General features: G+C 70.8%; 17 protein-coding genes and 1 pseudogene. 7 read left to right on the forward strand and 11 right to left on the reverse strand.

What is annotated here, in order from left to right:
- Positions 1 to 32: 32 nt before the first annotated feature.
- Positions 33 to 1,076 (reverse strand): DUF6301 family protein, encoded by a 1,044-nt coding sequence (locus ACIBCM_RS29660; protein ID WP_399248513.1) that lies wholly within the window; start codon positions 1,074 to 1,076, stop codon positions 33 to 35.
- 280 nt (positions 1,077 to 1,356) lie between these two features.
- On the opposite strand from ACIBCM_RS29660, the gene ACIBCM_RS29665 reads away from it, so the two are divergent.
- Positions 1,357 to 2,319 (forward strand): hypothetical protein, encoded by a 963-nt coding sequence (locus tag ACIBCM_RS29665; RefSeq protein ID WP_399248515.1) that lies wholly within the window; start codon positions 1,357 to 1,359, stop codon positions 2,317 to 2,319.
- 499 nt (positions 2,320 to 2,818) lie between these two features.
- The gene (locus ACIBCM_RS29670) at positions 2,819 to 3,913 is read left to right on the forward strand and encodes an esterase-like activity of phytase family protein (RefSeq protein ID WP_399248517.1); all 1,095 of its coding nucleotides are present in this window, start codon (positions 2,819 to 2,821) and stop codon (positions 3,911 to 3,913) included.
- Positions 3,914 to 4,101: 188 nt separating this feature from the next.
- On the opposite strand, the gene ACIBCM_RS29675 is transcribed toward ACIBCM_RS29670, so the two are convergent.
- A complete protein-coding gene (locus tag ACIBCM_RS29675; protein WP_399248519.1) occupies positions 4,102 to 5,265 on the reverse strand; it encodes a glycosyltransferase family 39 protein in 1,164 nt (387 codons plus the stop codon).
- A 768-nt stretch (positions 5,266 to 6,033) separates the two neighbouring features.
- Here ACIBCM_RS29675 and ACIBCM_RS29680 point away from each other — a divergent pair.
- Positions 6,034 to 6,213: pseudogene (locus ACIBCM_RS29680) on the forward strand (hypothetical protein); the annotation flags it as partial.
- Between the two features lie 167 nt (positions 6,214 to 6,380).
- Here the strand turns inward: ACIBCM_RS29680 and ACIBCM_RS29685 are convergent.
- The gene (locus ACIBCM_RS29685) at positions 6,381 to 7,553 is read right to left on the reverse strand and encodes an acyl-CoA dehydrogenase family protein (protein WP_399248521.1); all 1,173 of its coding nucleotides are present in this window, start codon (positions 7,551 to 7,553) and stop codon (positions 6,381 to 6,383) included.
- 169 nt (positions 7,554 to 7,722) lie between these two features.
- On the opposite strand from ACIBCM_RS29685, the gene ACIBCM_RS29690 reads away from it, so the two are divergent.
- Together ACIBCM_RS29690 and ACIBCM_RS29695 are read left to right on the forward strand one after the other, a co-directional pair.
- A complete protein-coding gene (locus ACIBCM_RS29690; RefSeq protein WP_399248523.1) occupies positions 7,723 to 9,060 on the forward strand; it encodes a UDP-glucose dehydrogenase family protein in 1,338 nt (445 codons plus the stop codon).
- Between the two features lie 489 nt (positions 9,061 to 9,549).
- Complete coding sequence (locus tag ACIBCM_RS29695) at positions 9,550 to 9,912, forward strand: VOC family protein (RefSeq protein WP_399248525.1); 363 nt, start codon at positions 9,550 to 9,552, stop codon at positions 9,910 to 9,912.
- A 170-nt stretch (positions 9,913 to 10,082) separates the two neighbouring features.
- Here ACIBCM_RS29695 and ACIBCM_RS29700 read toward each other — a convergent pair whose 3' ends face one another.
- The 3 genes from ACIBCM_RS29700 to ACIBCM_RS29710 form a co-directional block, all read right to left on the reverse strand.
- Positions 10,083 to 11,261 (reverse strand): dipeptidase, encoded by a 1,179-nt coding sequence (locus ACIBCM_RS29700; protein WP_399248641.1) that lies wholly within the window; start codon positions 11,259 to 11,261, stop codon positions 10,083 to 10,085.
- Between the two features lie 201 nt (positions 11,262 to 11,462).
- Positions 11,463 to 11,993, reverse strand: a complete 531-nt coding sequence (gene purE, locus ACIBCM_RS29705; RefSeq protein ID WP_399248528.1) for a 5-(carboxyamino)imidazole ribonucleotide mutase — start codon at positions 11,991 to 11,993, stop codon at positions 11,463 to 11,465.
- Entirely contained in the window at positions 11,990 to 13,129 is a 1,140-nt protein-coding gene (locus tag ACIBCM_RS29710) for a 5-(carboxyamino)imidazole ribonucleotide synthase (protein ID WP_399248530.1), read from the reverse strand. Before ACIBCM_RS29710 ends, purE begins: the two co-directional genes overlap by 4 nt.
- A 180-nt stretch (positions 13,130 to 13,309) precedes the next feature.
- Between ACIBCM_RS29710 and ACIBCM_RS29715 the strand changes: the two genes are divergently transcribed.
- A complete protein-coding gene (locus ACIBCM_RS29715; RefSeq protein ID WP_399248532.1) occupies positions 13,310 to 13,921 on the forward strand; it encodes a GtrA family protein in 612 nt (203 codons plus the stop codon).
- A gap of 197 nt (positions 13,922 to 14,118) precedes the next feature.
- Here the strand turns inward: ACIBCM_RS29715 and ACIBCM_RS29720 are convergent, their stop codons facing one another.
- A complete protein-coding gene (locus ACIBCM_RS29720) occupies positions 14,119 to 15,384 on the reverse strand; it encodes an ATP-binding protein (RefSeq protein ID WP_399248534.1) in 1,266 nt (421 codons plus the stop codon).
- Between the two features lie 343 nt (positions 15,385 to 15,727).
- A complete protein-coding gene (locus ACIBCM_RS29725) occupies positions 15,728 to 16,405 on the reverse strand; it encodes a response regulator transcription factor (RefSeq protein WP_399248536.1) in 678 nt (225 codons plus the stop codon).
- A 470-nt stretch (positions 16,406 to 16,875) separates the two neighbouring features.
- Here ACIBCM_RS29725 and ACIBCM_RS29730 point away from each other — a divergent pair, with 470 nt between their 5' ends.
- Entirely contained in the window at positions 16,876 to 18,372 is a 1,497-nt protein-coding gene (locus tag ACIBCM_RS29730; protein ID WP_399248538.1) for a peptide MFS transporter, read from the forward strand.
- A 607-nt stretch (positions 18,373 to 18,979) separates the two neighbouring features.
- On the opposite strand, the gene ACIBCM_RS29735 is transcribed toward ACIBCM_RS29730, so the two are convergent.
- From ACIBCM_RS29735 to ACIBCM_RS29745, 3 genes are read right to left on the reverse strand one after another with little or no spacing between them, the layout of a single operon-like run.
- Entirely contained in the window at positions 18,980 to 20,359 is a 1,380-nt protein-coding gene (locus tag ACIBCM_RS29735) for a hypothetical protein (RefSeq protein ID WP_399248642.1), read from the reverse strand.
- A 14-nt stretch (positions 20,360 to 20,373) separates the two neighbouring features.
- The gene (locus ACIBCM_RS29740; RefSeq protein ID WP_399248540.1) at positions 20,374 to 21,594 is read right to left on the reverse strand and encodes a neocarzinostatin apoprotein domain-containing protein; all 1,221 of its coding nucleotides are present in this window, start codon (positions 21,592 to 21,594) and stop codon (positions 20,374 to 20,376) included.
- Positions 21,591 to 22,859, reverse strand: a complete 1,269-nt coding sequence (locus ACIBCM_RS29745) for a hypothetical protein (protein WP_399248542.1) — start codon at positions 22,857 to 22,859, stop codon at positions 21,591 to 21,593. Before ACIBCM_RS29745 ends, ACIBCM_RS29740 begins: the two co-directional genes overlap by 4 nt.

Raw genomic sequence — 22,859 nt, forward strand, 5'->3', positions numbered from 1 at the left:
GCCGGAACGCGGCACCGCGCCGACGGCGGGCGTCAGATACCGAGCGCGGGCAGATTGACACCCAGGCTCTCGCCGTTTCGTCCGACCCAGTAGGACAGCCCCGGCAGCGTCGCTCCCGTCGCCCGCAGCGCCCCGGTCACCAGCCGCGCGGCATCGGCGGGGGCCGCCGGGGAGGTCGTCGGCCACTCCCGGCTGAAACTCGGGTTCCCTTCCGGGTCGCTGGTCCAGTCCCACTCCCCCGCAGCCACGGCCGCCCAGTCGGCACTCGGCTCGGTCCACCCCAACTCCGTGAGCACCGGAACCAGTTCCGGCGTCGGGGAGGCGGGGCATTCGACCGTCAGCACGCCGTCGGTGAATCTGACGTAGCAGGTCGGCTTGTCCGTCGGCTCGCGCGAATCGTCGGACCAGTCCTCGATCAGCAGGGTCAGCGGCTGTTCACCCAGGACCGGCAGGTCCTCCGCGAGGTCCTCGAGGGTTCCGGCCATCCCCCGCTCAACGTCCTCCCAGCTCTGGGCGATGGTGTCCCCGGGGATGAGCACTCCCTCCATCTCGTCCGTGTGGACGATCCGGCACCATGAGTAGGGCGGCTCGCCCAGGTGGTCGACGGCACTCGCCTCGCGGTACTCGTACGGATCGGTCGCGAGGAGTTCGAGTCGGACGGACGCCGTCACCGGTTCCCGGGACGCCCTGGAGAATCTCAGCCGGGGTGTCGCACCGTCCCGGCGCCAGCGCAGCCACGGCCCGAAACCTCCCCGCATCGGCGCCGGTCCGAGAAGCTCCTCGGCGTACCGCCTGGCGGTGTGGAACACCTCCACGGCCTCGGCGTGGCCCACCCCGTCGGCCAGCGTGACCGAGAGCGCCGGACTGTACCCCGTGTCCGTATCGGCGTACCCGGACCCCGTCGGCAGCCCCGTGGAGAAACACAGGACTTTCTCGCGTTCCCGGTCGAGGGACCACCCGTGTTCGGCGAGTACGCGCTCGATGTCCGGGCGCCCCCAGTCTCCGAGGTCGATCACCGCGAACGCACGGACCAGATCACCTATCTGGTCATCGGAAAGACGAGTGGAATCGATCACGCGGTGAACCATAACGGTCCCGCGGCTCACCGTCCCGCCCTTTGGTGAGTGATTGCGTACGGGATATCAGAATTACGCGTTATCGGGCCGCATAGGGCCACAACGCGTGAAAGCCACGGCCGGACCCGGCAGCCGCGGAATCCCGGCAAGGTGGCTGGTACGGGCGGAAAAGCGGGCGTGGGCTGCAACTTTCGCGTGCGGCCACCGCACTGGAAGATGCAGGGGCCACCGGTTCGGGGCTCCCGGTGCCATGAGGCGCCAGGCGTGGGGAGGCGGACACGTGAACGACATCAAGGAGCTTCTCGAACGCGCCGTCGAGGACAGCGGGGAGACCAGCGTCACCGTCGAGGCGATTTTCGCGGCCGCGACGGCCGCGGCGGCGACGGCGGGAAACCCGTGGCGGCGCAGGGTCGCGGTGGGCGCGGCGGTGGTGGCGGTGATCGTGGTGGGCGCGGTCGCCGTGTCGACGCTGGAGGAACCCGGCGGGGACGACGGGAAGGACGGAAAGAGCGCACCCGCCGCCACGCGGGGGACCGGCCCCCAGGGGACCAGCACCGAGGGGACCGGCACCGAGGACATCAAGGGAAAGCGTCAGGCCGAAAAGCTGCTCCGGCTGCTGAAGGAGCACATACCGGGCCTGGTGAGCGTCGAGAAGGTGCGGTCGGGACCGATGCGGGTGCTCCGGATGTCCGGTCCCCTGGAGCCGGCCCCCGCGCCCTACCGTGAGCTGGGGCCGCTGGACGGGGACTTCCTGATCGGCAGGAAGCTGAACGGGACGAAGGTGTACAGCGCGCTGAGCATCTCGTACCGGGACCGGGACTCCGTCGCCCGCGCCACCGGCGGCAAGGGCGTGCCCAAGGATCTGTGCGCGCCCCTCCGGCAGGCAAAGAGTGTGGACTGCGTACGGCAGGAGCTGTCCGGCGGGCGGGTGCTGTCGACCTGGCTGGGCGCGAGGGCGGAGGAACCCTGGGGCACGCCCTGGAGCTTCGAGAACATCGGGCGGCTGACGTTCCCGGACGGCGGGGTGCTGATGCTCTCGGACGGCGCGTACGCCTCGGACAACAGGATCTTCAAGATCGTCCGTCCCCAGGGGAAGGTGGCGGCGAAGAAGGTCGACCCGTCGAGCCGTCAGATGAGCCAGGAGAGCCTGGATTTCGTACCGCTGAGCCGTGCGGAGGTGCGGGGGCTGTTGCTTCGGGGGGAGTTGCTGCCGGAGTCCGGTGGTGCCGGGGCGGCGGGCTGAAGGGGCTGGGCCACTCGTCCCTGCGCACGGGTCGGCCCCGGGCCCAGGTCCGTCCTCAAACGCCGGACGGGCTGGAATGGGCACCCCCACGCGCCGGGCATGCCGAGCCGACGCGGCTCCACCTCAAAGTCCGTCCTCAAACGCCGGACAGGCTGGAATAGGCGCCCCTGCCCGCCGGGCACCGTCCGTCCTCAAACGCCGGACGGGCTGGATGGTTCGGCCCGCCCTCAAACGCCGGACGGGCTGGATGGTTCGGCCCGTCCTCAAACGCTGGGCGGGCTGGAGTGGGCGAAACGCCGGGCGGGCTGAATGCGCGTGCCCCACATGGGGATTCAGGGGTTGTGGTGTGGCCGGATTTGAGGCGGGTGTGTCCATTGTTGGTGGTGTGGCGTACTCCTGTTGTTCGCCGTAAGTTCAGCTTGTTGTCGCGAACATGCCGCACGCTCTGCCGGAGCGCGCGCGTCCCCACCCGTCCCCATGAGACGAAGGATCGGCCACCTTGCCTACACATTGGCACAGAGCAGCCCAGATCGCCGCTGTCGCGTTATCCGTCCTCGCCGTCGGCCTCTCGTCCGGAGCCCCGGCCCCCGCGCACGACCGCTCGACGGAGCGGACCCATGAAGTGAAGATGCTCCCCAACGAGGTCTGGCCCGGCGGGGAGTCGGTCACCGAAGCCGACAGGGCCAATCTGTTCGGCGGGAACCTCAGCGGTCTGTCGTTCGAGACCCCCGATGTGCTGTGGGCGGTCAACAACAGCCCCGCCACGCTCTACCGGCTGGTGCCCGACGGCCCGCTCTGGAGCCCCGACAAGTCCGGCGGCTGGTCCTCGGGCAAGCCTCTGCGGTACGCGAGCGGCAGCGCGGAACCCGACGCGGAAGGCGTCGTCGTCACACCTGACGGGCTGTTCGTGTCCACCGAGGGCGACAACGGCCAAGTCGGCACCGGTACTCCGAAGATCCTCCGTTTCGACGCCTCCTCCACCGCCTCCCCGCTGACGGCGACCGGAGAGTGGAACGTCTCCTCCGATCTGCCCTCCGTGCCCGCCAACAAGGGTCTTGAGGGCATCGTTTGGATCCCGGACACGTTCCTGACCTCGCAGGGCTTCCGTGACGAGCGCACGGGTGCCCTCTACGACCCCGCCTCCTACCCCGGTCACGGCAGCGGTCTGTTCTTCGCCGGACTGGAGACCACCGGCACGGTCTACGCCTACGCGCTCGACCTCGGCGGCGGCGGTTTCACCCGCGTCGCCTCCTTCGGCAGCGGTCTCCTGTCGGTGATGGCCATGGAGTGGGAGCCCGCCACCGGCCGTCTCTGGACAGCCTGTGACAACCACTGCCAGGGCGGCATGGCCACGCTCGCCATCAACGCCCAGGGGCAGTTCGCGGTCACCAACAACTACGACCGGCCCGCCGGCCTGCCCGACTACAACCACGAGGGCTTCGCCATCGCTCCCCAGGCGGCCTGTACCGCCGGCCGGAAGCCCGTCATCTGGGCCGACGACAAGAACAACCTCGGTCATGCCCTGCGCGCCGGCACGCTGGACTGCACGGGCCCGGCGACACCCGGGGCTCCGTCCGGAGCCGGGTCGCGGTAGTCCTTCCGCCCCCGGGCCGGGGCGGAAGGACGGTCGGAGCCGTGGACTCGGGCGGAACCAGGACCCGGGTCCACGGCGACGGACGTCGGGGCCCGCGCGCCCCGACGTCGTTGCACTGACTGGAACGCTCCATCCCATCAGTTCGGGTGCTCCCGGGCGCGACCGGCCGGGGAGCCACCGGCGATGGATTACGGCGGGCCGGAGCCGTGGAGCCAGAACGCGCCGTAGACGGCCGCGACCACCGCCGCGGCGGCGACCACCGACCAGGCCGCCGCCGCTCTCACCCGCGCGAGGGCGGCGGCGAGGGGGACGAGAAGCGGGAAGGCCGGCATCAGGAGACGGGGTTTGGAGCCGAAGTAGCCGGAGGAGCAGAGGGCGAGGAGGACGACGATGCCGCCGTACACGAGCCAGGGCGGCGGCTGGCCCTGCCGTACGCACGCCCAGCAGAGCCGGAGCAGCAGCAGAACGCCCAGGAGGAGCGCGACACCCGCGAGGGGCGTGGGGCCGGTGATCAGTCCGCCGATGAAGCGGGCGAAGGCGAGACCGCCGTCGAAGCCGTTCCCCCAGGCGCCCTGCACATCGAGATAGCCGAAGAGGCTTCCGGTGCGCTGTCCCACCCACAGGATGTATCCGGCCGCACCGAGCGGAGCCAGCGCGGCCCCCAGCAGGATGCGCGTCCGGGCGCCGAAGCGGCCCGGGGCCGGGGTCCCGGCGGTACGCCAGGCCAGGGCCGCCGCGACCCACACGGCCGCGGTGACGGCGAGTCCCACGGGCCGGGTCAGTCCCGCGAGGGACGCGAGGAGCCCGGCGAGCGGCCAGTTCCGCCGTACCGTCGCCGCGTACAGCGCCCAGGCCGACAGCGCGACGAAGAGGGACTCGCTGTACGCCATCGACTGGACGATGCTCACCGGAAGCGCGGCCCACAGCGCTACGGTGAACAGCGCCGTGCGGGACCCGTAGAAGTGCCCGACCAGCAGAAAGATGCCCCAGGCCGCAGCCACCGACGCGACCGCGCTGACCAGCAGTCCGGCGTCGGCGGGCCCGAGCGGTGTGAGGGCGGACACTGTCTGCTCCAGCCACGGCAGCAGCGGGAAGAAGGCCATGTCGGACAGCACCCGCCCGTCGGGGGCCTTCAGCGTGAAGTCGTAGCCGTGCTCGACGACCCGTACGTACCAGAGGGAGTCCCAGCGCATCGAGAGCAGCTCGCGCGCACTCCTGCCGGACGCGTACGCCCACCCGGCCAGCACGGCCAGGCACAGGGCCCGTATCCCGGCGAAGACCGCGAGAACCGACAGCACCGGCCTCACCACATCCGGGGCGCGGCCCGGCCCGATCATCATCCGTACGCTCATCACCACAGGCCCCCGGTCCGACCAGCACCTTATCGCGGCACGGGTCCGGGGCCGTTTCGACGACCGCGGCCGGGGCCGACCCGCGCCCCGGTGGGCCGCTCGGGGCGGGCGAGTGGACCGGGCCCTGACAGACCGGACCATGTGCCCGGCCGTGATCAAGGGCCCGTCCCACCGGGATCGCCCCCGGATGCCGGGCGATCGGGCGGTCACGTCACATGGCGTCCATGGGAATTCCCGGCGGATTTCCCATGGATGCCATCAAAGACAAGAGGCCCGCGTCACCTGTTAGGAGACCCAGGCCGGCGTACCTTTAAGGTCCCAACTGTCCGAACCGCCCGAGCGAAGGGTGTAAACAATCGTCGCGTCACCCGTCAGCGGCGGACGGGCGCTCATCCAGGCGATCTGACATTCACCATCCCCCCTGGGGCTTCCGTTAATCTCGGTGGTGAAATCACAGACCTTGCCCTTCACCGCGACGTCATACCGCTCCAGTCGCAGATGAAGGGTTGTCCATGGTGAGGGCCGCGCCGATCAGTACGCCCTGCAACACCATCAGGAGCACATACACGAGCAGAAGCCCCACCAGTTTGCCCCGCATGCCCGCATCCCCCCGCACGTCAGTCCCCCGTACGTCCAGTCGGCCACTTCCATGGTACGGGGTCCCGGAATAGTTCAACTGCGCTGTATTTGACGGATGTTGGGAGAGCTCGGGCTGAGGTGGGACGGACACGCGGGCAGGGCCGTCGCCCTCTCAGGAACGGAGCGGCGGTGCATCACCACAGGTATCCGTGGACGGGTTCCAAGCAGCGGTTCGACGATGAGGCATTGCGGCGGCCGCCGCATCCCGACCCGCCCTCGGCGGACGGCAGGCCGGAGCCGGTCCAGCGGTACAAGGAGGTGAAGGCGGAGTTCCCGGTGGTGGACCTGCCTCCGCTGGAAGCGGCGTACTGCCGAGGGACACGTCGGCAAGGACGGACCGGGCCGGACGGAGCGCACACCAACGGCCCCCGAGCAGGCCGGGGGCCGTTCGAGTCGGTGCAGGTCGGAAGCGGCCCGTGGAACGGCCGGAGGGCTGGGCGGCGGCCGGTGGCGGCCGACGGACCGGGAGAGCCGCGTTACGGCAGGTTCCGGGCCATCACGATCCGCTGGACCTGGTTGGTGCCTTCGTAGATCTGCGTGATCTTGGCGTCGCGCATCATGCGCTCCAGCGGGTAGTCACGGGTGTATCCGTATCCGCCGAGGAGCTGGACCGCGTCCGTGGTGACCTCCATCGCCACATCGGAGGCGAAGCACTTGGCCGCGGCGCCGAAGAAGGTGAGGGTCTTCTCCTCGCCCCCGGCGGCGACGCGCTCGGACTGGGCCGCGGCGGAGTAGGTGAGCTGGCGGGCCGCCTCCAGCTTCATGGCCATGTCGGCGAGCATGAACTGGACGCCCTGGAAGTCGCCGATGGGCTTGCCGAACTGCTTGCGCTCCTGGACGTACCCCTTGGCGTAGTCGAGCGCGCCCTGGGCGATACCGAGGGCCTGGGCCGCGATGGTGATACGGGTGTGGTCGAGGGTCTTCATCGCGGTGGCGAAGCCCGTACCCTCCGCGCCGATCATGCGGGCGGCGGGGATACGGACGTTGTCGAGGTAGACCTCGCGGGTCGGGGAGCCCTTGATACCGAGCTTCTTCTCCGGGGCACCGAAGGAGACTCCCTCGTCGCCCTTCTCGACGACGAACGCGCTGATGCCCTTCGAGCGCTTCTCGGGGTCGGTGACGGCCATGACCGTGTAGTACTCGGAGACGCCGGCGTTGGTGATCCAGCGCTTCACACCGTTGAGGACGTAGTGGTCGCCGTCCCGGACCGCCCGGGTCTTCATGCCCGCCGCGTCGGAGCCCGCTTCCGGCTCGGAGAGGCAGTACGAGAACATCGCGTCGCCCCTGGCCAGCGGGGCGAGGTAGGTGCTCTTCAGCTCCTCGGACCCGGAGAGGATCACCGGGAGGGAGCCCAGCTTGTTGACGGCGGGGATGAGGGAGGAGGAGGCGCAGACCCGTGCGACCTCCTCGATCACGATGACCGTCGCGAGCGCGTCGGCGCCCGCGCCCCCGTACGCGTCCGGTACGTGGACCGCGTGGAGGTCGTTGGCCACCAGGGCGTCGAGGGCCTCCTGCGGGAAGCGCGCCTCCTCGTCCACCTCCGCCGCGAACGGCGCGATCTTGGCCTCGGCGAGCGAGCGGACGGCGTCCCGGAGCATGGCGTGCTCGTCGGACGGGCGATACAGGTCGAAGTCAGCCGTTCCGGCCACTGTCACTCACTCCCCAGTGCACTCATTACCGTTAAGTAACCAATTTTAGAGGCCGGACCACACCCGGCATACGTGAGCTGCGCGACAGCCGGTTGACGGGCGTGCCCGAGGCCCGTGAGCACGCGGATATGCTCGGGGCGCATCCGCCTTATCCCCCTTGGAGTACCCCATGGCCCTGAAGATCACCGTGATCGGCACCGGCTACCTCGGCGCCACACACGCCGCGGCCATGGCGGAGCTCGGTTTCGAGGTCCTCGGGCTCGACATCGTGCCCGAGAAGATCGAGATGCTGTCGGCCGGCCGGGTCCCCATGTACGAACCCGGGCTGGAGGAACTCCTCTCCCGGCATGTCGCCGGGATCGAGGGGTCGAGCGGGCGGCTGCGGTTCACGACCTCGTGGGAGGAGGTCGGCGAGTTCGGTGATGTGCACTTCGTCTGTGTGAACACCCCGCAGAAGCACGGTGAGTACGGCTGCGACATGAGCTACGTCGACGCGGCCTTCTCCTCGCTCGCACCATGGCTCACGCGGCCCGTCCTCGTCGTCGGCAAGTCCACCGTCCCCGTCGGCAGCGCGGCCCGGCTGGCCCGGCTGCTGCGCGAGCAGGCGCCCGGGGATGTGGAGCTGGTGTGGAACCCCGAGTTCCTGCGGGAGGGCTTCGCCGTGCAGGACACCCTCCACCCCGACCGGATCGTCGTCGGCGTGGAGAGCGAGGGCGCGGAGAAGCTCCTGCGGGAGGTGTACGCGACACCCGTCGCCCAGGGGTCGCCCTTCGTCGTGACCGACTTCCCCACCGCCGAGCTGGTCAAGACCTCCGCGAACTCCTTTCTCGCGACCAAGATCTCGTTCATCAACGCCATGGCCGAGATCTGCGAGGCCGCCGGCGGCGATGTGGCGAAGCTGGCCGAGGCCATCGGCTACGACGAGCGCATCGGCGCCAAGTTCCTGCGGGCCGGGATCGGCTTCGGCGGCGGCTGTCTGCCGAAGGACATCCGCGCGTTCATGGCGCGGGCCGGGGAACTGGGCGTGGACCAGGCGCTGACCTTCCTCCGCGAGGTCGACTCCATCAATATGCGGCGGCGCGGTCATATGGTCGAGCTGGCACGGGAGGCGGTCGGGGGCGGGACGTTCCTCGGGAAGCGGGTCGGGGTGCTGGGCGCGACGTTCAAGCCGGACTCGGACGATGTACGCGACTCGCCCGCGCTGAACGTCGCCGGGCAGATCCATCTCCAGGGCGGCCAGGTCACCGTCTACGACCCCAAGGGCATGGCCAACGCGCTCGGGATCTTCCCCACGCTCGGTTACGCGGACTCGGCGCTGGACGCGGTCCGGGGGGCGGATGTGGTGCTTCACCTCACGGAGTGGGGCGAGTTCCGGGAGCTGGACCCGGAGGCGCTGGGCGCGGTGGTGTCGAGCCGGATCGTACTCGACGGGCGCAATGCGCTGGACGGGGCGGTGTGGCGGGAGGCGGGGTGGGTGTACAGGGCGATGGGGCGGCCCTCGGCGTAGAGGGTGCGTGTGGGGGGCGCGGCTGCCGGAGGCGCGGGTCGCCTGTCGGGGGCGCTGCCCCCGAACCCCTGCGCCTCAATCGCCAGCGGGGCTTGTTCCGGCTGACCGGCCCCCGTCAGGGGTCCGCGCCCGAGCCGCAGGTCCGTCCTCAAACGCCGGACCGGCTCGAATCGTGCCCCAGCGCCTTCCCCATGCCTGCGCGGCTCGTTCCGGCTGACCAGCCCCCGCCACGAGCCCGCGCCCGAGCCACGAGTCCGACCTCAAACACCGGACCGGCTCGAATCGTGCCCCAGCGCCGTCCTCGAACGGCCCACGCACTGGAAATGTGCCCCGCACCGAGCCCATGCGTTGACGAGGCTTGTTCTGGGTAGCCGACCCCCGGCAAGTACCCGCACCCGGTGCGGAAGCATGCCGTAGCGGTTACTGGTTGAAGCCGTATGGCGGCGGCTTCTCCGGCCGCCGCGTCTGCCGTCCCCACGAGGAGGAATCATGGCCATTGCCACTTTGGGCGCTATTGTCCTGGACTGTCCCGATCCGGGCGCGCTCGGCCGCTTCTACGCGCAGGTGCTCGGCGGCGAGCTGGAATTCGACAGCGATTCCTGGGTCGAGCTGAAGGGCGTGCCGGGCACCACGCTGGCCTTCCAGGCCGCGCCCGGGCACGTACCGCCGAAGTGGCCCGCGCCGGACGACTCCCAGCAGGCCCATCTGGATCTGACGGTGGAGGACCTGGACGCGGCGGAGAAGGAGGTACTGGCGCTGGGGGCGACCCCGCTGGACGTGGCCGACCGCGACCGTTCGTTCCGGGTGTACGCGGACCCGGCCGGGCACCCCTTCTGCCTCTGCGCCTGCTGAGGCACCCGAGGGAAGGGGGACGGGGAAGCCCTGCGTAAGCCGGGCGTTCCGTTGGGCCCCGGCCCGGGACCGTTCCGTAGCGGCCCGGGAAACGCGGCGGGGTGTACGGCCCGGTCCGGCCCGTACACCCCGTGGATCCCGGCGCACCAAGGTCCCCGCAACGCCTCCGCTCAGCCGTCCAGTTCGCCGATCGTCGCGTTCGACGGGCCCCGGCGCGCCTGTTCGTGGCGGGCCACCGACTCCGCGTCCCGCAGTGCCCGCACCGCGTTCCGCCAGGTCAGCTTGGCGAGATCGGGCTCGGACCAGCCGCGCCGCAGCAGTTCCGCGATCAGATGGGGATAGCCGGCCACATCGTCGAGACCGGCCGGGGTGAAGGCGGTGCCGTCGTAGTCGCCGCCGATACCGATGTGGTCGATGCCCGCGACCTCGCGCATATGGTCGAGGTGGTCGGCGACCGTCGCGGGCGTGGCGATCGGGCGCGGATTGGCCTCCTCGAACGCCGCGTGCAGCTTCATCGCCTCGGGCGTGGTGTCCAGATGGTCGAAGCCGTTCGTCCGCAGATTCTCGTCGGCGCGCTGCGTCCAGTCGACGGCCGCCTGGAGCACGAACTTCGGTACGAAGGTCGCCATCGCCACACCGCCGTTCGCGGGCAGCCGCTCCAGCACGTCGTCGGGGATGTTGCGCGGGTGGTCGCAGACCGCACGGGCCGAGGAGTGGGAGAAGATCACCGGCGCCGCGGAGGTGTCCAGCGCGTCGCGCATGGTCGTGGCCGCCACATGGGAGAGATCGACGAGCATGCCCGCGCGGTTCATCTCCCGCACCACCTCGCGGCCGAAGGCCGACAGTCCGCCCGCGGCGGGCTTGTCGGTCGCGGAGTCCGCCCAGGCGACGTTGTCGTTGTGGGTGAGCGTCATATACCGCACGCCCAGGATGTACAGGGCCCGGAGCGTGGCGAGGGAGTTGTCGATGGAGTGGCCGCCCTCGGCTCCCATCAGCGAGGCGATACGGCCCTGTTCCCGGGCCCGTTCCATGTCGTCGGCGCTCAGGGCGGGCGCCAGGTCCCCGGGGTAGCGCTCCAGCAGCGCGCGTACGGCGTCGATCTGCTCCAGGGTGGCGCTCACGGCGTGATCGCCGCTCAGACGGCAGGGCACGTACACCGACCAGAACTGCGCTCCGACGCCGCCGGAGCGCAGCCGGGGGATGTCGGTGTGGAGCCGGCCGGTCAGATCGCCGGAGATGTCGAGGCGGTCGAGGTCGTAGCGGACGTTCTCGCGCAGGGCCCAGGGGAGGTCGTTGTGGCCGTCGACGACCGGGTGGGCGGCCAGGATCTCACGCGCCCGGCCCAGCAGCCCGGACTCGGCCGTGTTCGAGTCCGCGGCCTCGGACCCGGATACGGAGGAGGCGGCGGCGGGGGCTTCCGGTACCGACCCTGGCAAGGGGCCGGACGGGCGGGCGGACGGAGGGTCGGAACGGGACGCCGTGCCAGGGCCCGGATCCGGGGGCAGGGAGGGGGAGGTCTCTTCGTACTCAGGAGTAGGTTCCATGCGCCATTACATCCCGAAGCCGAAGGAACCCGCACCCTCGATCTTGCTCCGGAGCCGCTTGCCCTTCTCGGTGGCCTGGTCGTTCAGCTCCTGCTGGAACTCGCGCATCCGGGCCAGCACCTCGGGGTCCTGGGTCCCGATGATGCGCGCGGCCAGCAGCCCCGCGTTGCGCGCCCCGGCCACGGAGACGGTGGCGACGGGCACACCTGCGGGCATCTGGACGATCGACAGCAGGGAGTCCATACCGTCGAGGTACTTCAGCGGCACGGGCACACCGATGACCGGCAGCGGGGTCACGGAGGCGAGCATGCCGGGGAGATGGGCCGCTCCCCCGGCGCCCGCGATGATCACCTTCAGCCCGCGGGCGTCGGCGTTCTCCCCGTACGCGATCATCTCGCGCGGCATCCGGTGCGCGGAGACGACATCGGCCTCGTAGGCGATGCCGAACTCGTCCAGGGCCTGGGTCGCCGCCTCCATGACCGGCCAGTCGGAGTCGGAGCCCATGACGATGCCGACCAGGGGGGATGTGCTGCTCATTCGGTGATCGTTCCTCTGAGGTAGTCGGCCGCGTGGCGGGCGCGCTCGCGGACGTCCGTGAGGTCGTCCCCGTAGGTGTTGACATGGCCGACCTTGCGGCCCGGCTTCACGTCCTTGCCGTACATATGGATCTTGAGCTGCGGATCCCGGGCCATGCAGTGCAGATACGCGCCGTACATGTCGGGGTAGTCGCCGCCCAGCACATTGCACATCACCGTCCACGGGGCCCGCGGGCGGGGGTCGCCGAGCGGGAGGTCCAGCACGGCTCGTACATGGTTCGCGAACTGCGAGGTGACGGCGCCGTCCTGGGTCCAGTGCCCGGAGTTGTGCGGACGCATGGCGAGTTCGTTGACGAGGATGCGGCCGTCGGCGGTCTCGAACAATTCCACCGCGAGATGGCCGACCACGCCCAGTTCGGCGGCGATCCTCAGCGCGAGCTGCTGGGCCCGGCCCGCCAGTTCCTCGTCCAGACCGGGCGCGGGCGCGATCACGGTGTCGCAGACGCCGTCGACCTGCTGCGACTCGACCACGGGGTAGGCGACCGCCTGGCCGTGCGGGGAACGGACGATGTTCGCCGCCAGCTCGCGGGTGAAGTCGACCTTCTCCTCGGCGAGCACGGGCACCCCGGCGCGGAACGGGTCGGCTGCCTCCGCTTCCGTACGGACGACCCAGACACCCTTGCCGTCGTAACCGCCGCGGACCGTCTTGAGAACGACCGGGAAGCCGCCCGTCTCCTCGGCGAACGCGGACACATCGGCCGGGTCGGCGACGAGACGATTGCGCGGGCAGGGCACGTCCAGCTCCCGCAGGCGCGCACGCATCACCCCCTTGTCCTGGGCGTGCACCAGCGCGTCGGGCCCGGGGCGTACGGGAACACCGTCCGCCTCCAGGGCACGCAGATGCTCGGCCGGGACATGCTCGTGATCGAACGTGATCACATCGCAGCCCCGCGCGAACTCACGCAGCGTGTCCAGGTCGCGGTAGTCGCCGACGACGACATCGCTGACCACCTGGGCCGCGGAATCCTGCGGGGTATCACTGAGGAGCTTGAAACGGATGCCGAGGGGGATGCCCGCCTCGTGGGTCATACGGGCGAGCTGTCCGCCACCGACCATGCCGACTACCGGGAACGTCACTCTCCTAGAGTATCCGGCGCCGGCGCGGGTCCCGGGCGGCGTGGCGCCCCACCGCCCCGGAGCCGTACGCTCCGTTACCACTGTCGACCACTGTCGTCGATGTCCCCCAGGCGAGTGTGGTGACCGCTGGATAGCATGACCGGAATAGAGCTGTCGAGCAGATGGGACTGAACCCTCACTATGAGTGAACGAGGCGGGGCTTTGCGCGGGCAGCTCAAGCAACTGACCCGCGAATTCGCCAAGTTCGGGGCGGTCGGGGGCGCTGGGGTCTTCGTCAATCTCGCGGTCTTCAATCTGGTACGAGCCACCACCGAGGTACCCGTGGTCCGGGCGTCCCTGGTGGCCAATGCCGTCGCCATCGTCTTCAATTACCTGGGGTACCGGTACTTCACCTACCGTGACCGCGACAAGAGCGGGCGTACCCGGGAACTCACGCTGTTCCTGCTGTTCAGCATGGTCGGCCTGGTGATCGAGAACGGCATCCTGTACGCGGCGACCTACGGATTCGGCTGGGACAGCACGCTCCAGAGCAACTTCTTCAAGTTCCTCGGGATCGGCGTGGCGACGCTGTTCCGCTTCTGGTCGTACCGCACCTGGGTCTTCCAGGCACTTCCGGCACCGGAGGCGGTACGGACGGCGGAGTCGTTCCGAGAGCGGGACCGCCACGGAGATCAACACGGGGACCTGGACGGGGACCAGCACCGGGGCGGGGACCGGGGCCGGGAACAGCGCCCGGACCGGGACTCGGACCGGGACCGTGCCGAGGTGGACCGGGTGGGGCCGCGCCGCTGACGGGCCGCGCTGTGGCGGCCAGGCCGACGACGCCATGGCCGTCCGGCCGGCCGGACATGACTGTCCGGACGTGTGGAACTCCGCACTGTCACAGACGTCTGAGCTGTCAGAACGCTGAACTGCCTGAGCTGCCTGGACTGACGGAACGCTCGGAAGCTTTGAACGATCCGAACCGCTGAACGATCCGAACCGCTGAACTATCTGACGGGCGGCGGCTGGTCCTTGCGCTTGCGGGCCACCCGGCTCAGAAACAGCGCGAACACGGGCGGGTGCTGCTGAAGCAGTTCCAGCCGTCCGCCGTCCGCCTCCGCCAGATCACGGGCCACCGCCAGCCCGATCCCGGTGGAGTTGCGGCCGCTGATGGTCCGCTCGAAAATCCGCGCACCGAGGTCCGCCGGGACGCCCGGCCCCTCGTCGGTCACCTCGATGACCGCCTGGTTGCCGGTGACACGGGTACGGATGGCGACCGTGCCGCCGCCGTGCATCAGGGAGTTCTCGATCAGCGCGGCGAGCACCTGCGCGACGGCGCCCGGGGTGCCGACCGCCCGCATCCCCTGCCGTCCCGAGCGGACGACCGCGCGGCCCGCGCTGCGGTAGGCCGGGCGCCACTCCTCGATCTGCTGCTTCACGACCTCGTCGAGGTCGAAGACGATCGCGGAGCCGGTGCGGGGGTCCCGGGAATTGGTGAGCAGCCGCTCCACCACATCCGTGAGCCGCTCCACCTGGGTCAGGGCGATGCTGGCCTCCTCCTTGACGGTGTCCGGGTCGTCGGTCGCCGAGATCTCCTCCAGGCGCATGGAGAGGGCTGTCAGGGGCGTACGGAGCTGGTGCGAGGCGTCCGCGGCGAGCCGACGCTCGGCGGTGAGCATCCGCGCGATCCGCTCGGCGCTGGCGTCGAGTACATCGGCGACCCGGTCCAGCTCGGGGACCCCGTACCGCCGGTGCCGGGGGCGGGGGTCGCCGGAGCCGAGGCGTTCCGCGGTCTCGGCGAGGTCGGTGAGGGGGGAGCCGAGGCGGTTGGCCTGGCGGACGGCGAGCACGACGGCGGCGATGACCGCGAGCAGGGCGACCCCACCGATGATCAGGAGGCTTCTGCCGACCTCGTCGGTGATCACGGAGTGGGACTCCTCCACGGTGACCACGGCGCCCTCCTCGCCCCTGGCCTCCCCCTTGATCACTCCTCCGCGCGGCTTCTTGCCGACCTCGACGGACGGCTGCCCGGGGATCACGATCAGGGCGTACTTCTTGGTGCCGGTCTCCTGCGCCAGGATGTCGGGGCTGATCGGTTCGCCGTCGATCATCTTCCTGTCCACGATGCTGGCGAGATGCACGGCCTCGGACTCGACGGACTGCTCGGCGCTGCTGGAGATGGTGCGGGTCTCGACGATCACCAGGGAGACGCCGAAGACGGCGATCACGACGAGGACGACGGCGAGCGTGGAGTTGATGAGTCGTCGACGCAAGGTGCCCTCCGGGCGGGGGGTGGGGACGCGCCGAGCTTATGCGCTCCGGCCCCCCGCCAACGACCACCCGATCCAGCCCGCCGACCGACCGACGAAGCCCGTCCGCCACCAACGGAGCCCGTCCGCCGACCACCAAGCCCGTCGGCCGAGCACCCAGCCCGTCCGGCGTTTGAGGACGGCCCCGCCTCCGGGGCGACGGCCACCCCGATCCAGCCCGTCCGGCGCTTGAGGACGGACCCCGCCCCCGGGCAACAGTCACCGCCGAGGCCACCGGCACCCCCAGGGCCCGACCCCCGGGAAACGATCACCACACGAGGAACCAGACCGCCGCCCGCCCCAGGGCCTAGCTCTTCTCGAAGCGGAACCCAACCCCCCGTACCGTCGCGATAAACCGCGGATTCGCCGCGTCGTCGCCGAGCTTCTTGCGGAGCCAGGAGATGTGCATGTCCAGGGTCTTGGTGGAGGACCACCACGTCGTGTCCCAGACCTCGCGCATCAGCTGGTCACGGGTGACGACCCGCCCCGCGTCCCGTACCAGGACCCGCAGCAGGTCGAACTCCTTGGCGGTGAGCTGGAGCTCCTCCTCGCCCATCCACGCGCGGTGGGACTCGACGTCGATACGGACGCCGTGGGTCGCGGGCGCGGGAGCCGGCTCCGTCGCCCCGCGCCGCAGCAGCGCGCGGACCCGGGCCAGCAGCTCCGCCAGCCGGAAGGGCTTGGTGACATAGTCGTCCGCCCCGGCGTCGAGCCCCACCACGGTGTCGACCTCGTCGGCCCGGGCGGTCAGCACCAGGATCGGCACGGTGTGGCCGTCCGCGCGCAGACGCCGGGCCACCTCCAGACCGTCCATTCCGGGCAGCCCGAGATCCAGGACCACCAGGTCGACGCCGCCCGCGAGCCCGGCGTCCAGTGCTGCGGGACCGTCCTCGCGCACCTCGACCTCGTAGCCCTCCCGGCGCAGTGCGCGGGCCAGCGGCTCCGAGATGGATGCGTCGTCCTCGGCGAGCAGTACACGGGTCATGGGGTGATGGTAGTCCGCAAGAGGTACGCACTGGTGCGTGATCCACAACCCCTGCGGGTTCCAGGCGCGAGCAGCAATCCGACCTTCGAATCAAGGTTCTCGTTCCAGAAATTCCTGTGATTCACATCTCATATGCATTCTTCTCCCGATGTGTTGTGGCGTATGGTGACCAGTACGCCTGTAGCACTACACGGAGACCCTTCGGCCTGCCGGCAGCAGCCGAGGGTCTCTCTTTGTGCGTGGGGCCGGTTCCGGCCCCGACGACAGTGAATGACCTGTGGACCGGGCCCCGAGCGCAGTCTCGCGCGAGGGGCGTGGATCCCGGTGCGGACACGTCCCCCACTCCGGCCCCCACGACCGGAGCGAGCCCTCAGGCGTGGGGCGGGGCGTCCTCCCACCGGTGCCGGTCACCCCCCACCGGGCGCGTACCCCGCTCACAAGGCGGCGCGTCCCGAACGCAAGGAACGACCATGGCGTCAAGCCTGACGAAGGACCCGGCCGGCCTCGCCGCCGGGAAGACCTTCCTCGGCCACCCCCGCGGCCTGGCCAATCTGTTCATGACCGAGATGTGGGAGCGCTACAGCTTCTACGGCATGCGGGCTCTGCTCGTGCTCTACCTGGCCACGAATGTGGCCGACGGCGGGCTCGGCATGAAGGACGCGACCGCGGTCGCGATCTACTCCGTCTACAACGCCATGGTGTACCTGCTCGCCCTGCCCGGCGGCTGGCTCGGCGACCGCGTCTGGGGCGCGCGCAAGGCGACGGCCGTCGCCGGTGTCGTGATCATGGCCGGGCACTTCATGCTCGCGGTGCCCGCGGAGATCTCGTTCTTCATCGGCCTGGCGTTCATCGCGGCCGGTTCCGGTGTGCTGAAGGCCAATATCTCCACGATGGTCGGCCATCTCTACCCGGACAAGAACGACCCCCGCCGGGACGGCGGCTTCACGATCTTCTACATGGGCATCAACCTCGGTGCCTTCGTGGCCCCGCTGACCATCGGCTGGGTCGGCCAGAAGGTCAGCTGGCACCTCGGCTTCGCGATGGCCGGTGTCGGTATGGCGATCGGTCTGCTCTTCTACTTCCTGGGCTTCCGCCACCTCAGCGAGGAGTCCAGCCGGGTCCCCGACCCGCTGCCGACCGCCGAGCGCACGGCGATCGTGAGGAAGGCGCTGATCTGGCTGGCCGTGGCCGCCGCAGCGTACGCGGTCGTGGGTCTCTCCGGGGCGTTCGGCATCGACTGGGTGCTGTGGCCGCTGACGATCCTCGGACTGGTGCTGCCCGCGTGGTACCTGATCCGGATCAAGCGGGACAAGGATCTGTCGCAGGTCGAGCAGTCCCGGATGTCGGGCTACATCTGGTTCTTCGTCGCCGCGGCCGTGTTCTGGGCGATCTACGACCAGACCGGCTCGACGCTGTCGCTCTTCGCCAAGAACGACACACAGTCGACGCTCTTCGGGTTCGGCTTCCCCGAGAGCTGGTTCCAGTCGCTGAACCCGCTGTTCGTGATGGCGCTGGCGCCGCTCTTCGCCTGGCTGTGGGTCGCGCTGTTCCGGCGCGGCAAGGAGCCGAGCACCCTCTCGAAGTTCGCCTCCGCGCTGGTACTGATCGGCGGCTCCTTCGGCGTGATGATGATCGCGCAGGGCATGGCAGCGGGCGACGCCAAGGTCTCCCCGATGTGGCTGGTCGGGGTCTACTTCATCCAGACCGTCGGCGAGCTGTGCCTCTCCCCGGTCGGCCTGTCGCTGACGACGAAGCTCGCGCCGGAGAAGTACGCCTCGCAGATGATGGGCGTCTGGTTCCTCGCCGTCACGGCCGGTGACTCGGTCATCGCGCTGCTCCAGCTGATCGGAGCGCCGACGGACACCCAGGCGTGGTTCGCGAGCCAGGGCATCGTCGCCGCGCTCGCGGGTGTCGCGATCTTCGCCTGGCGGCGGAAGGTGAAGCCCCTGATGGGTGGCGTGCACTGATCTCCTGACGCGTGCGCGGGGGCCGGTCATCGGGCGCGGGCGACGTGGGCGCGGTGGCGCCCCGGGCGGGGGGCCGTCCTCAAACGCCGGACGGGCTGGAAATGGCCACCCCGGCCCCGGGCGGCCCCGCACCCCAGCCCGGGTGACCCGCGCCCAACGTCCGTCCTCAAACGCCGGACAGGCTGAACAAGGCACCCCCACCCCAGGCCACGCACCACAACCCAGCCCAGGTAGCCCGCGGCCAAGGGCCGTCCTCAAACGCCGGACGGGCTGACAATGGCCATCCCCGCCCCGGGCCGCGCACCAGCCCAGGGCGCCCGCACCCGACATACAGCCAGGCAGGCACGAATACATACCCCGCACCCCAGCCCGGGTGACCCGCGCCCAACGTCCGTCCTCAAACGCCGGACAGGCTGAACAAGGCACCCCCACCCCAGGCCACGCACCACAACCCAGCCCAGGTAGCCCGCGGCCAAGGGCCGTCCTCAAACGCCGGACGGGCTGGGAATGGCCACGCCCGGCCCGGGGCACGCCGGACGGGCTGGGAGCGGCCACCCCCGGGGCGGGACCCGGGTCACATCGCGTACTCCTTCTACGGGGCCGCCCCTCAGCGGCTGCCGCGCAGCCTGCCCCACGGTGTGAAGGTGAAGACCGCGCCGCCCAGCAGGATCACCGTTCCGGCGACCAGCCCGAGAGCCCGCAGCGCGCCGCCGTCCTCGGCGCCGGTGGCCGCGAGACCGCCGTCACCGCTCGCACCGCCCGCGCTGCCCCCGGCCTCACCGGAGCCACCCGCGCCGCCGGAGTCCGAGCCGCCGCTCGCCCCGCCCTCCTGCTTCTCGGTGTCCAGCTCCAGCGAGACGCCCGCCGTGCCCTTCACCTCGCAGGGGATGACGATCTTCTGCCCGCCGAGGTTGACGTCGATCGTCAGCTTGCCGGGGCTGAGCGTGGACTTCCCGGTCGCACCCGGCTTGTACGTCCCCTTCAGCTCCCCGATGCCGACGGGTTTGCCCGCCTCGATGGGGTCCTTGTTCGGCTGGCCCGCCACCGTGACGGAGCCCTTGTCCGCGCCGCCGAGCACCAGGTTCATGGACCCCTTCATCGCGCCCGCGGGCAGCGGGGCCGGGCTGTTCATGACGGAGTCGCCGGTCTTGACGGTGAGGTCGTAGGACCCGCCGTTCTTCTTGGCGTCGACGGTGATCGGGGCCTTGATGCTGGACGGGCCGGGCGAGGTGCAGCTGTAGGTGGTCTGCACGGTCTTGCCGGGGAAGTCGGTCCCGCCGCCGTTGCCACCGCCGGAGGCGCCGTTCGTGGCCGTACCGCCGTTCGTGGTCGCGCCGCCCCCGGTGGTCGTACCACCCTTGGTCGTACCGCCGCCGCTCGTGGTCGTCCCGCTCGTCGTTCCGCTCGTCGTGCCGGTGGTGGTACCGCTGGTCGTGCCGCCACCGGTCGTCGACCCGCCGCCCTGGGTCACCTTGATCGTCACCGCGGCCGGTACGGCCTCCTTCGGTGAGCACTTGGTGTCCGTCGAGATCGGCTTGGAGACGTTGATCGTGTACTTGTCCGGCGTCAGCGTGATCTCGCCCGCCTTCTCCAGCTTCAGCTTGCCCTTCATATCGGGAAGGATCATCGGGCTGTTCTTCGGGATGGCCGGGTTCTGGCGGGGGCCCTCGACATTCAGCGCCCCGGTCGCCGCACCGCCGATCCTGACGGTCCCGCTCGGTTTCACGGTGTCCTTGTCCAGATCGAGGACGTCCGGGTTCTTGGACGCGGCCTGGACGGTCTTCCAGACGACCTCGATCTCGTCGCCCACCTTGGCCTCGGCTGGTGCCGTGATCAGCGCCTTGGTGGTGCCCTGCACGGGTGGCAGACCGGATATGGACGGCGGAATGCACTCCGTCGCGTACGAGACCTCGGCGGCCTGGGCGGGGCTCGCGGCCAGCAGGATTCCCGCGCCGCCGAGCATCAGCGCGACTCCGGCCGCGCTCATCCTCCGTTGCGTGCTCACGAATGTCCCTTCGTCGGGGGTCGGTTCTCTGACGGTGCGGAGTCAGGGGTGAACCACGGCAGAGCCGCCGTGGGGGTCGTACCGGCCGGGGGAGCCGCCGTCCTGGCGCGCTCTCCCTCCGGGTCTGCGGGCCGGCCGCCCGGAGACGAGGAACGGCCGAGCAGGGCGGGCAGCTTCACGGTGACCTCGGGGAAGGCGGGCCGGGTGCGATGACGGCCCGCCCTCTTGGCGCCCTGTCCTCCGGCGCTCTGTCCCCTGGGACCCCGCCCCCGGGGGCGCTCTCCCCGTCCGTCCGTCCGCCCTCGTCCGCCCGTACGCCGTCCGGCCGCTCCCCGGTCCGGGCGGACCCGGTCGACGACCGCCATGCCGATACGGAAGAGGGCGGCGGGCACGACGATCGCCAGCAGCACCCAGAAGACGGTGACGCCCCAGGGCCGGCTCACGCCCCACGGCTGCGCCACGATCAGCTTGTCCCCGTACTTCACCGAGATCTCGTAGTCGCCGTGGGCCCCGGCCGCCAGCTCGACGGGCAGCTTCACCAGCGCCTTGCGCCCCGGCTGGATCGTGCCGCGCCACTGCTGTTCCTCCCACTGCGGCGCGTACACGCCGTGCGAGGTGCCGAGCCGGAAGACCGGGTCCTCGACCGGGGTGGTGCCGAGGTTGCCGACGGTGAAGACGATGTGCCGGGAGGGCGGTGCGCCGAAGAAGACGAGGACGCCCGAGTCCCCTTCGAGGCGGGTCGTGGCGAGTACGGCGAGCTTTCCGCCGCCCGCCGGCTCGGGCAGCGGGGCGGTGGGGTGCCCGGCGACGGTGAACGGCTCGTCCACGGCGGCCTGTTCCCCCATCACGGTCGCCACATGCACCACGCAGGGACACGGCTTGGGCGGTTCGGCGACCGGGAGCTTCTTGCTGAAGGAGCCCTGGGCGTCGGTGGTGACGGCCCGTCCGTCGGCGTTGGCGCAGCTGTCGGTACCGCCGATCATGTTCTGCCCGCAGATCAGCAGCATGAGCAGGGTGTCCGGCCGCCAGCCGCTGCCGCTGACGGTGATCTCACCGCCCTTGCCCGCCTGAGGCTGGGAGAGCCTGATCGCGGGCTCGGACTCGGACTCGGCCCCGGACGCCGGGGGCGTGAGGGCCGCCGTGACGACGAGCAGCAGGGACAGCAGTACCAGCAGCAGTACGGATGTCCTGCGCGTACCGGTCTCGTACATCGTCATGCTCCTGACCTCGCCACATGCCGTTCGCTGCCGGACTGTTCAGGGGTGGTGCGGGAAGAGGGCGGGGAGGCGGAGGGGCCGGGCGGGCGCCGCCGCAGCAGGAGCGCGGCCACGGCCGTCGCCGCGAGCCCGGCCGCGAGAGCCGCCCACGGCCAGGGGACGAAGGCCGCCGAGGCACTCCCCCGGGCCCGGGTGCCGTCTCCCGCCGTCGCGGCCACCTCGATCTCGACCGAGTCCAGCAGCGGCGGGTCCGGCCAGGTCTCGGTGAGGGTGACGCGCTGGGCGGGGAGGAGTTCGGGCGGGAGCGCGCGGGGGGTACGGCGCAGGACCTCGCCGAAGAGACCGTCGGCGGTGATCGTGACCCGGGGCCTCAGGGCCGTATTGCCGCGGTTGACGAGGGAGTAGCGGATCACGCCGTCCCGATGGGAGACATCCTCGACGGTGAGCGCGGCGAGCGTGGGGCCGGAGACCCTCAGGTGGATACGGACGGCCGATTCCCGGGGACGCGCGGAGGGGCGGGAGGCGCTGCCACCGGACGCGCCGTCACGGGAGGCACTCTCGCCGGAGGAACCGCCGGGGGCCGCGGCACGGCCGGACGCGCTGCTCGCCGGGCTGCCGCTCGCCGGTGCGCTGTCTCCCTCCCCGCTGTCTCCCTGCCCGCTGTTCCCGTGCCTGCTGTTGTTCCCCGGGCTGTCGCTCGCCGGTCGGCTCTTCGCCGGCCCACTGCCCTTGGCCGTATCGCCTCCGGTCTCGGCCGTGTCACCTCCGGGCCGTTCGGCTCCGGACGGATCGGCTCCGGACGGGTCGGGGCCGGACGGATCGGCTCCGGACGGATCGGGGCCCGGCACCCAGGCCGCCAGCGCCGCCGGGTGGTCGCCGGGGACCGCCCCGGGAGGGATGGTGATGGAGAAGGGGATCTCCGCGCGGGTGCGGGGCGGAACGGTCAGGGAGGTCACCGCCGGGGTGATCCAGGTACCCGCGCCCTCGGATTCGCCGGGGCCGCGCACCGCGAGCGCGCCCGTCCTCGTGTGGTACGCGTCGGCCGGGCGGAGCCGTACGGTCAGCGGCCGGTTCCCCGGGTTGCTCACCGAGAGCCGGTCCTCCAGCACGGTCCCGGGCACTCCCTCCGCGTAGATGTACGGGCGTTCCCCGCCGGGTGCGGGCTCCACCGTCCATGCCGGGCTCTGCGCGCCGAAGGCGGGCGAGGGCATCCCGAACACGCACAGCGGCAGCGCGGCGAGGGTCGCGAGGAGGCGTGCCCGCAC

Source organism: Streptomyces sp. NPDC051018 (assembly GCF_044456085.1).
Taxonomy (GTDB): domain Bacteria; phylum Actinomycetota; class Actinomycetes; order Streptomycetales; family Streptomycetaceae; genus Streptomyces.

Excerpts from the sequence above, each read along its gene's own strand:
- purE (WP_399248528.1), bottom strand. The coding sequence starts at position 11,993 with ATGAGCAGCACATCCCCCCTGGTCGGCATCGTCATGGGCTCCGACTCC.
- ACIBCM_RS29690 (WP_399248523.1), top strand. The coding sequence starts at position 7,723 with ATGGCCCTGAAGATCACCGTGATCGGCACCGGCTACCTCGGCGCCACA.
- ACIBCM_RS29740 (WP_399248540.1), bottom strand. The coding sequence starts at position 21,594 with ATGACGATGTACGAGACCGGTACGCGCAGGACATCCGTACTGCTGCTG.
- ACIBCM_RS29730 (WP_399248538.1), top strand. The coding sequence starts at position 16,876 with ATGGCGTCAAGCCTGACGAAGGACCCGGCCGGCCTCGCCGCCGGGAAG.
- ACIBCM_RS29695 (WP_399248525.1), top strand. The coding sequence starts at position 9,550 with ATGGCCATTGCCACTTTGGGCGCTATTGTCCTGGACTGTCCCGATCCG.
- ACIBCM_RS29715 (WP_399248532.1), top strand. The coding sequence starts at position 13,310 with ATGAGTGAACGAGGCGGGGCTTTGCGCGGGCAGCTCAAGCAACTGACC.
- ACIBCM_RS29735 (WP_399248642.1), bottom strand. The coding sequence starts at position 20,359 with ATGAGCGCGGCCGGAGTCGCGCTGATGCTCGGCGGCGCGGGAATCCTG.
- ACIBCM_RS29725 (WP_399248536.1), bottom strand. The coding sequence starts at position 16,405 with ATGACCCGTGTACTGCTCGCCGAGGACGACGCATCCATCTCGGAGCCG.
- ACIBCM_RS29675 (WP_399248519.1), bottom strand. The coding sequence starts at position 5,265 with ATGAGCGTACGGATGATGATCGGGCCGGGCCGCGCCCCGGATGTGGTG.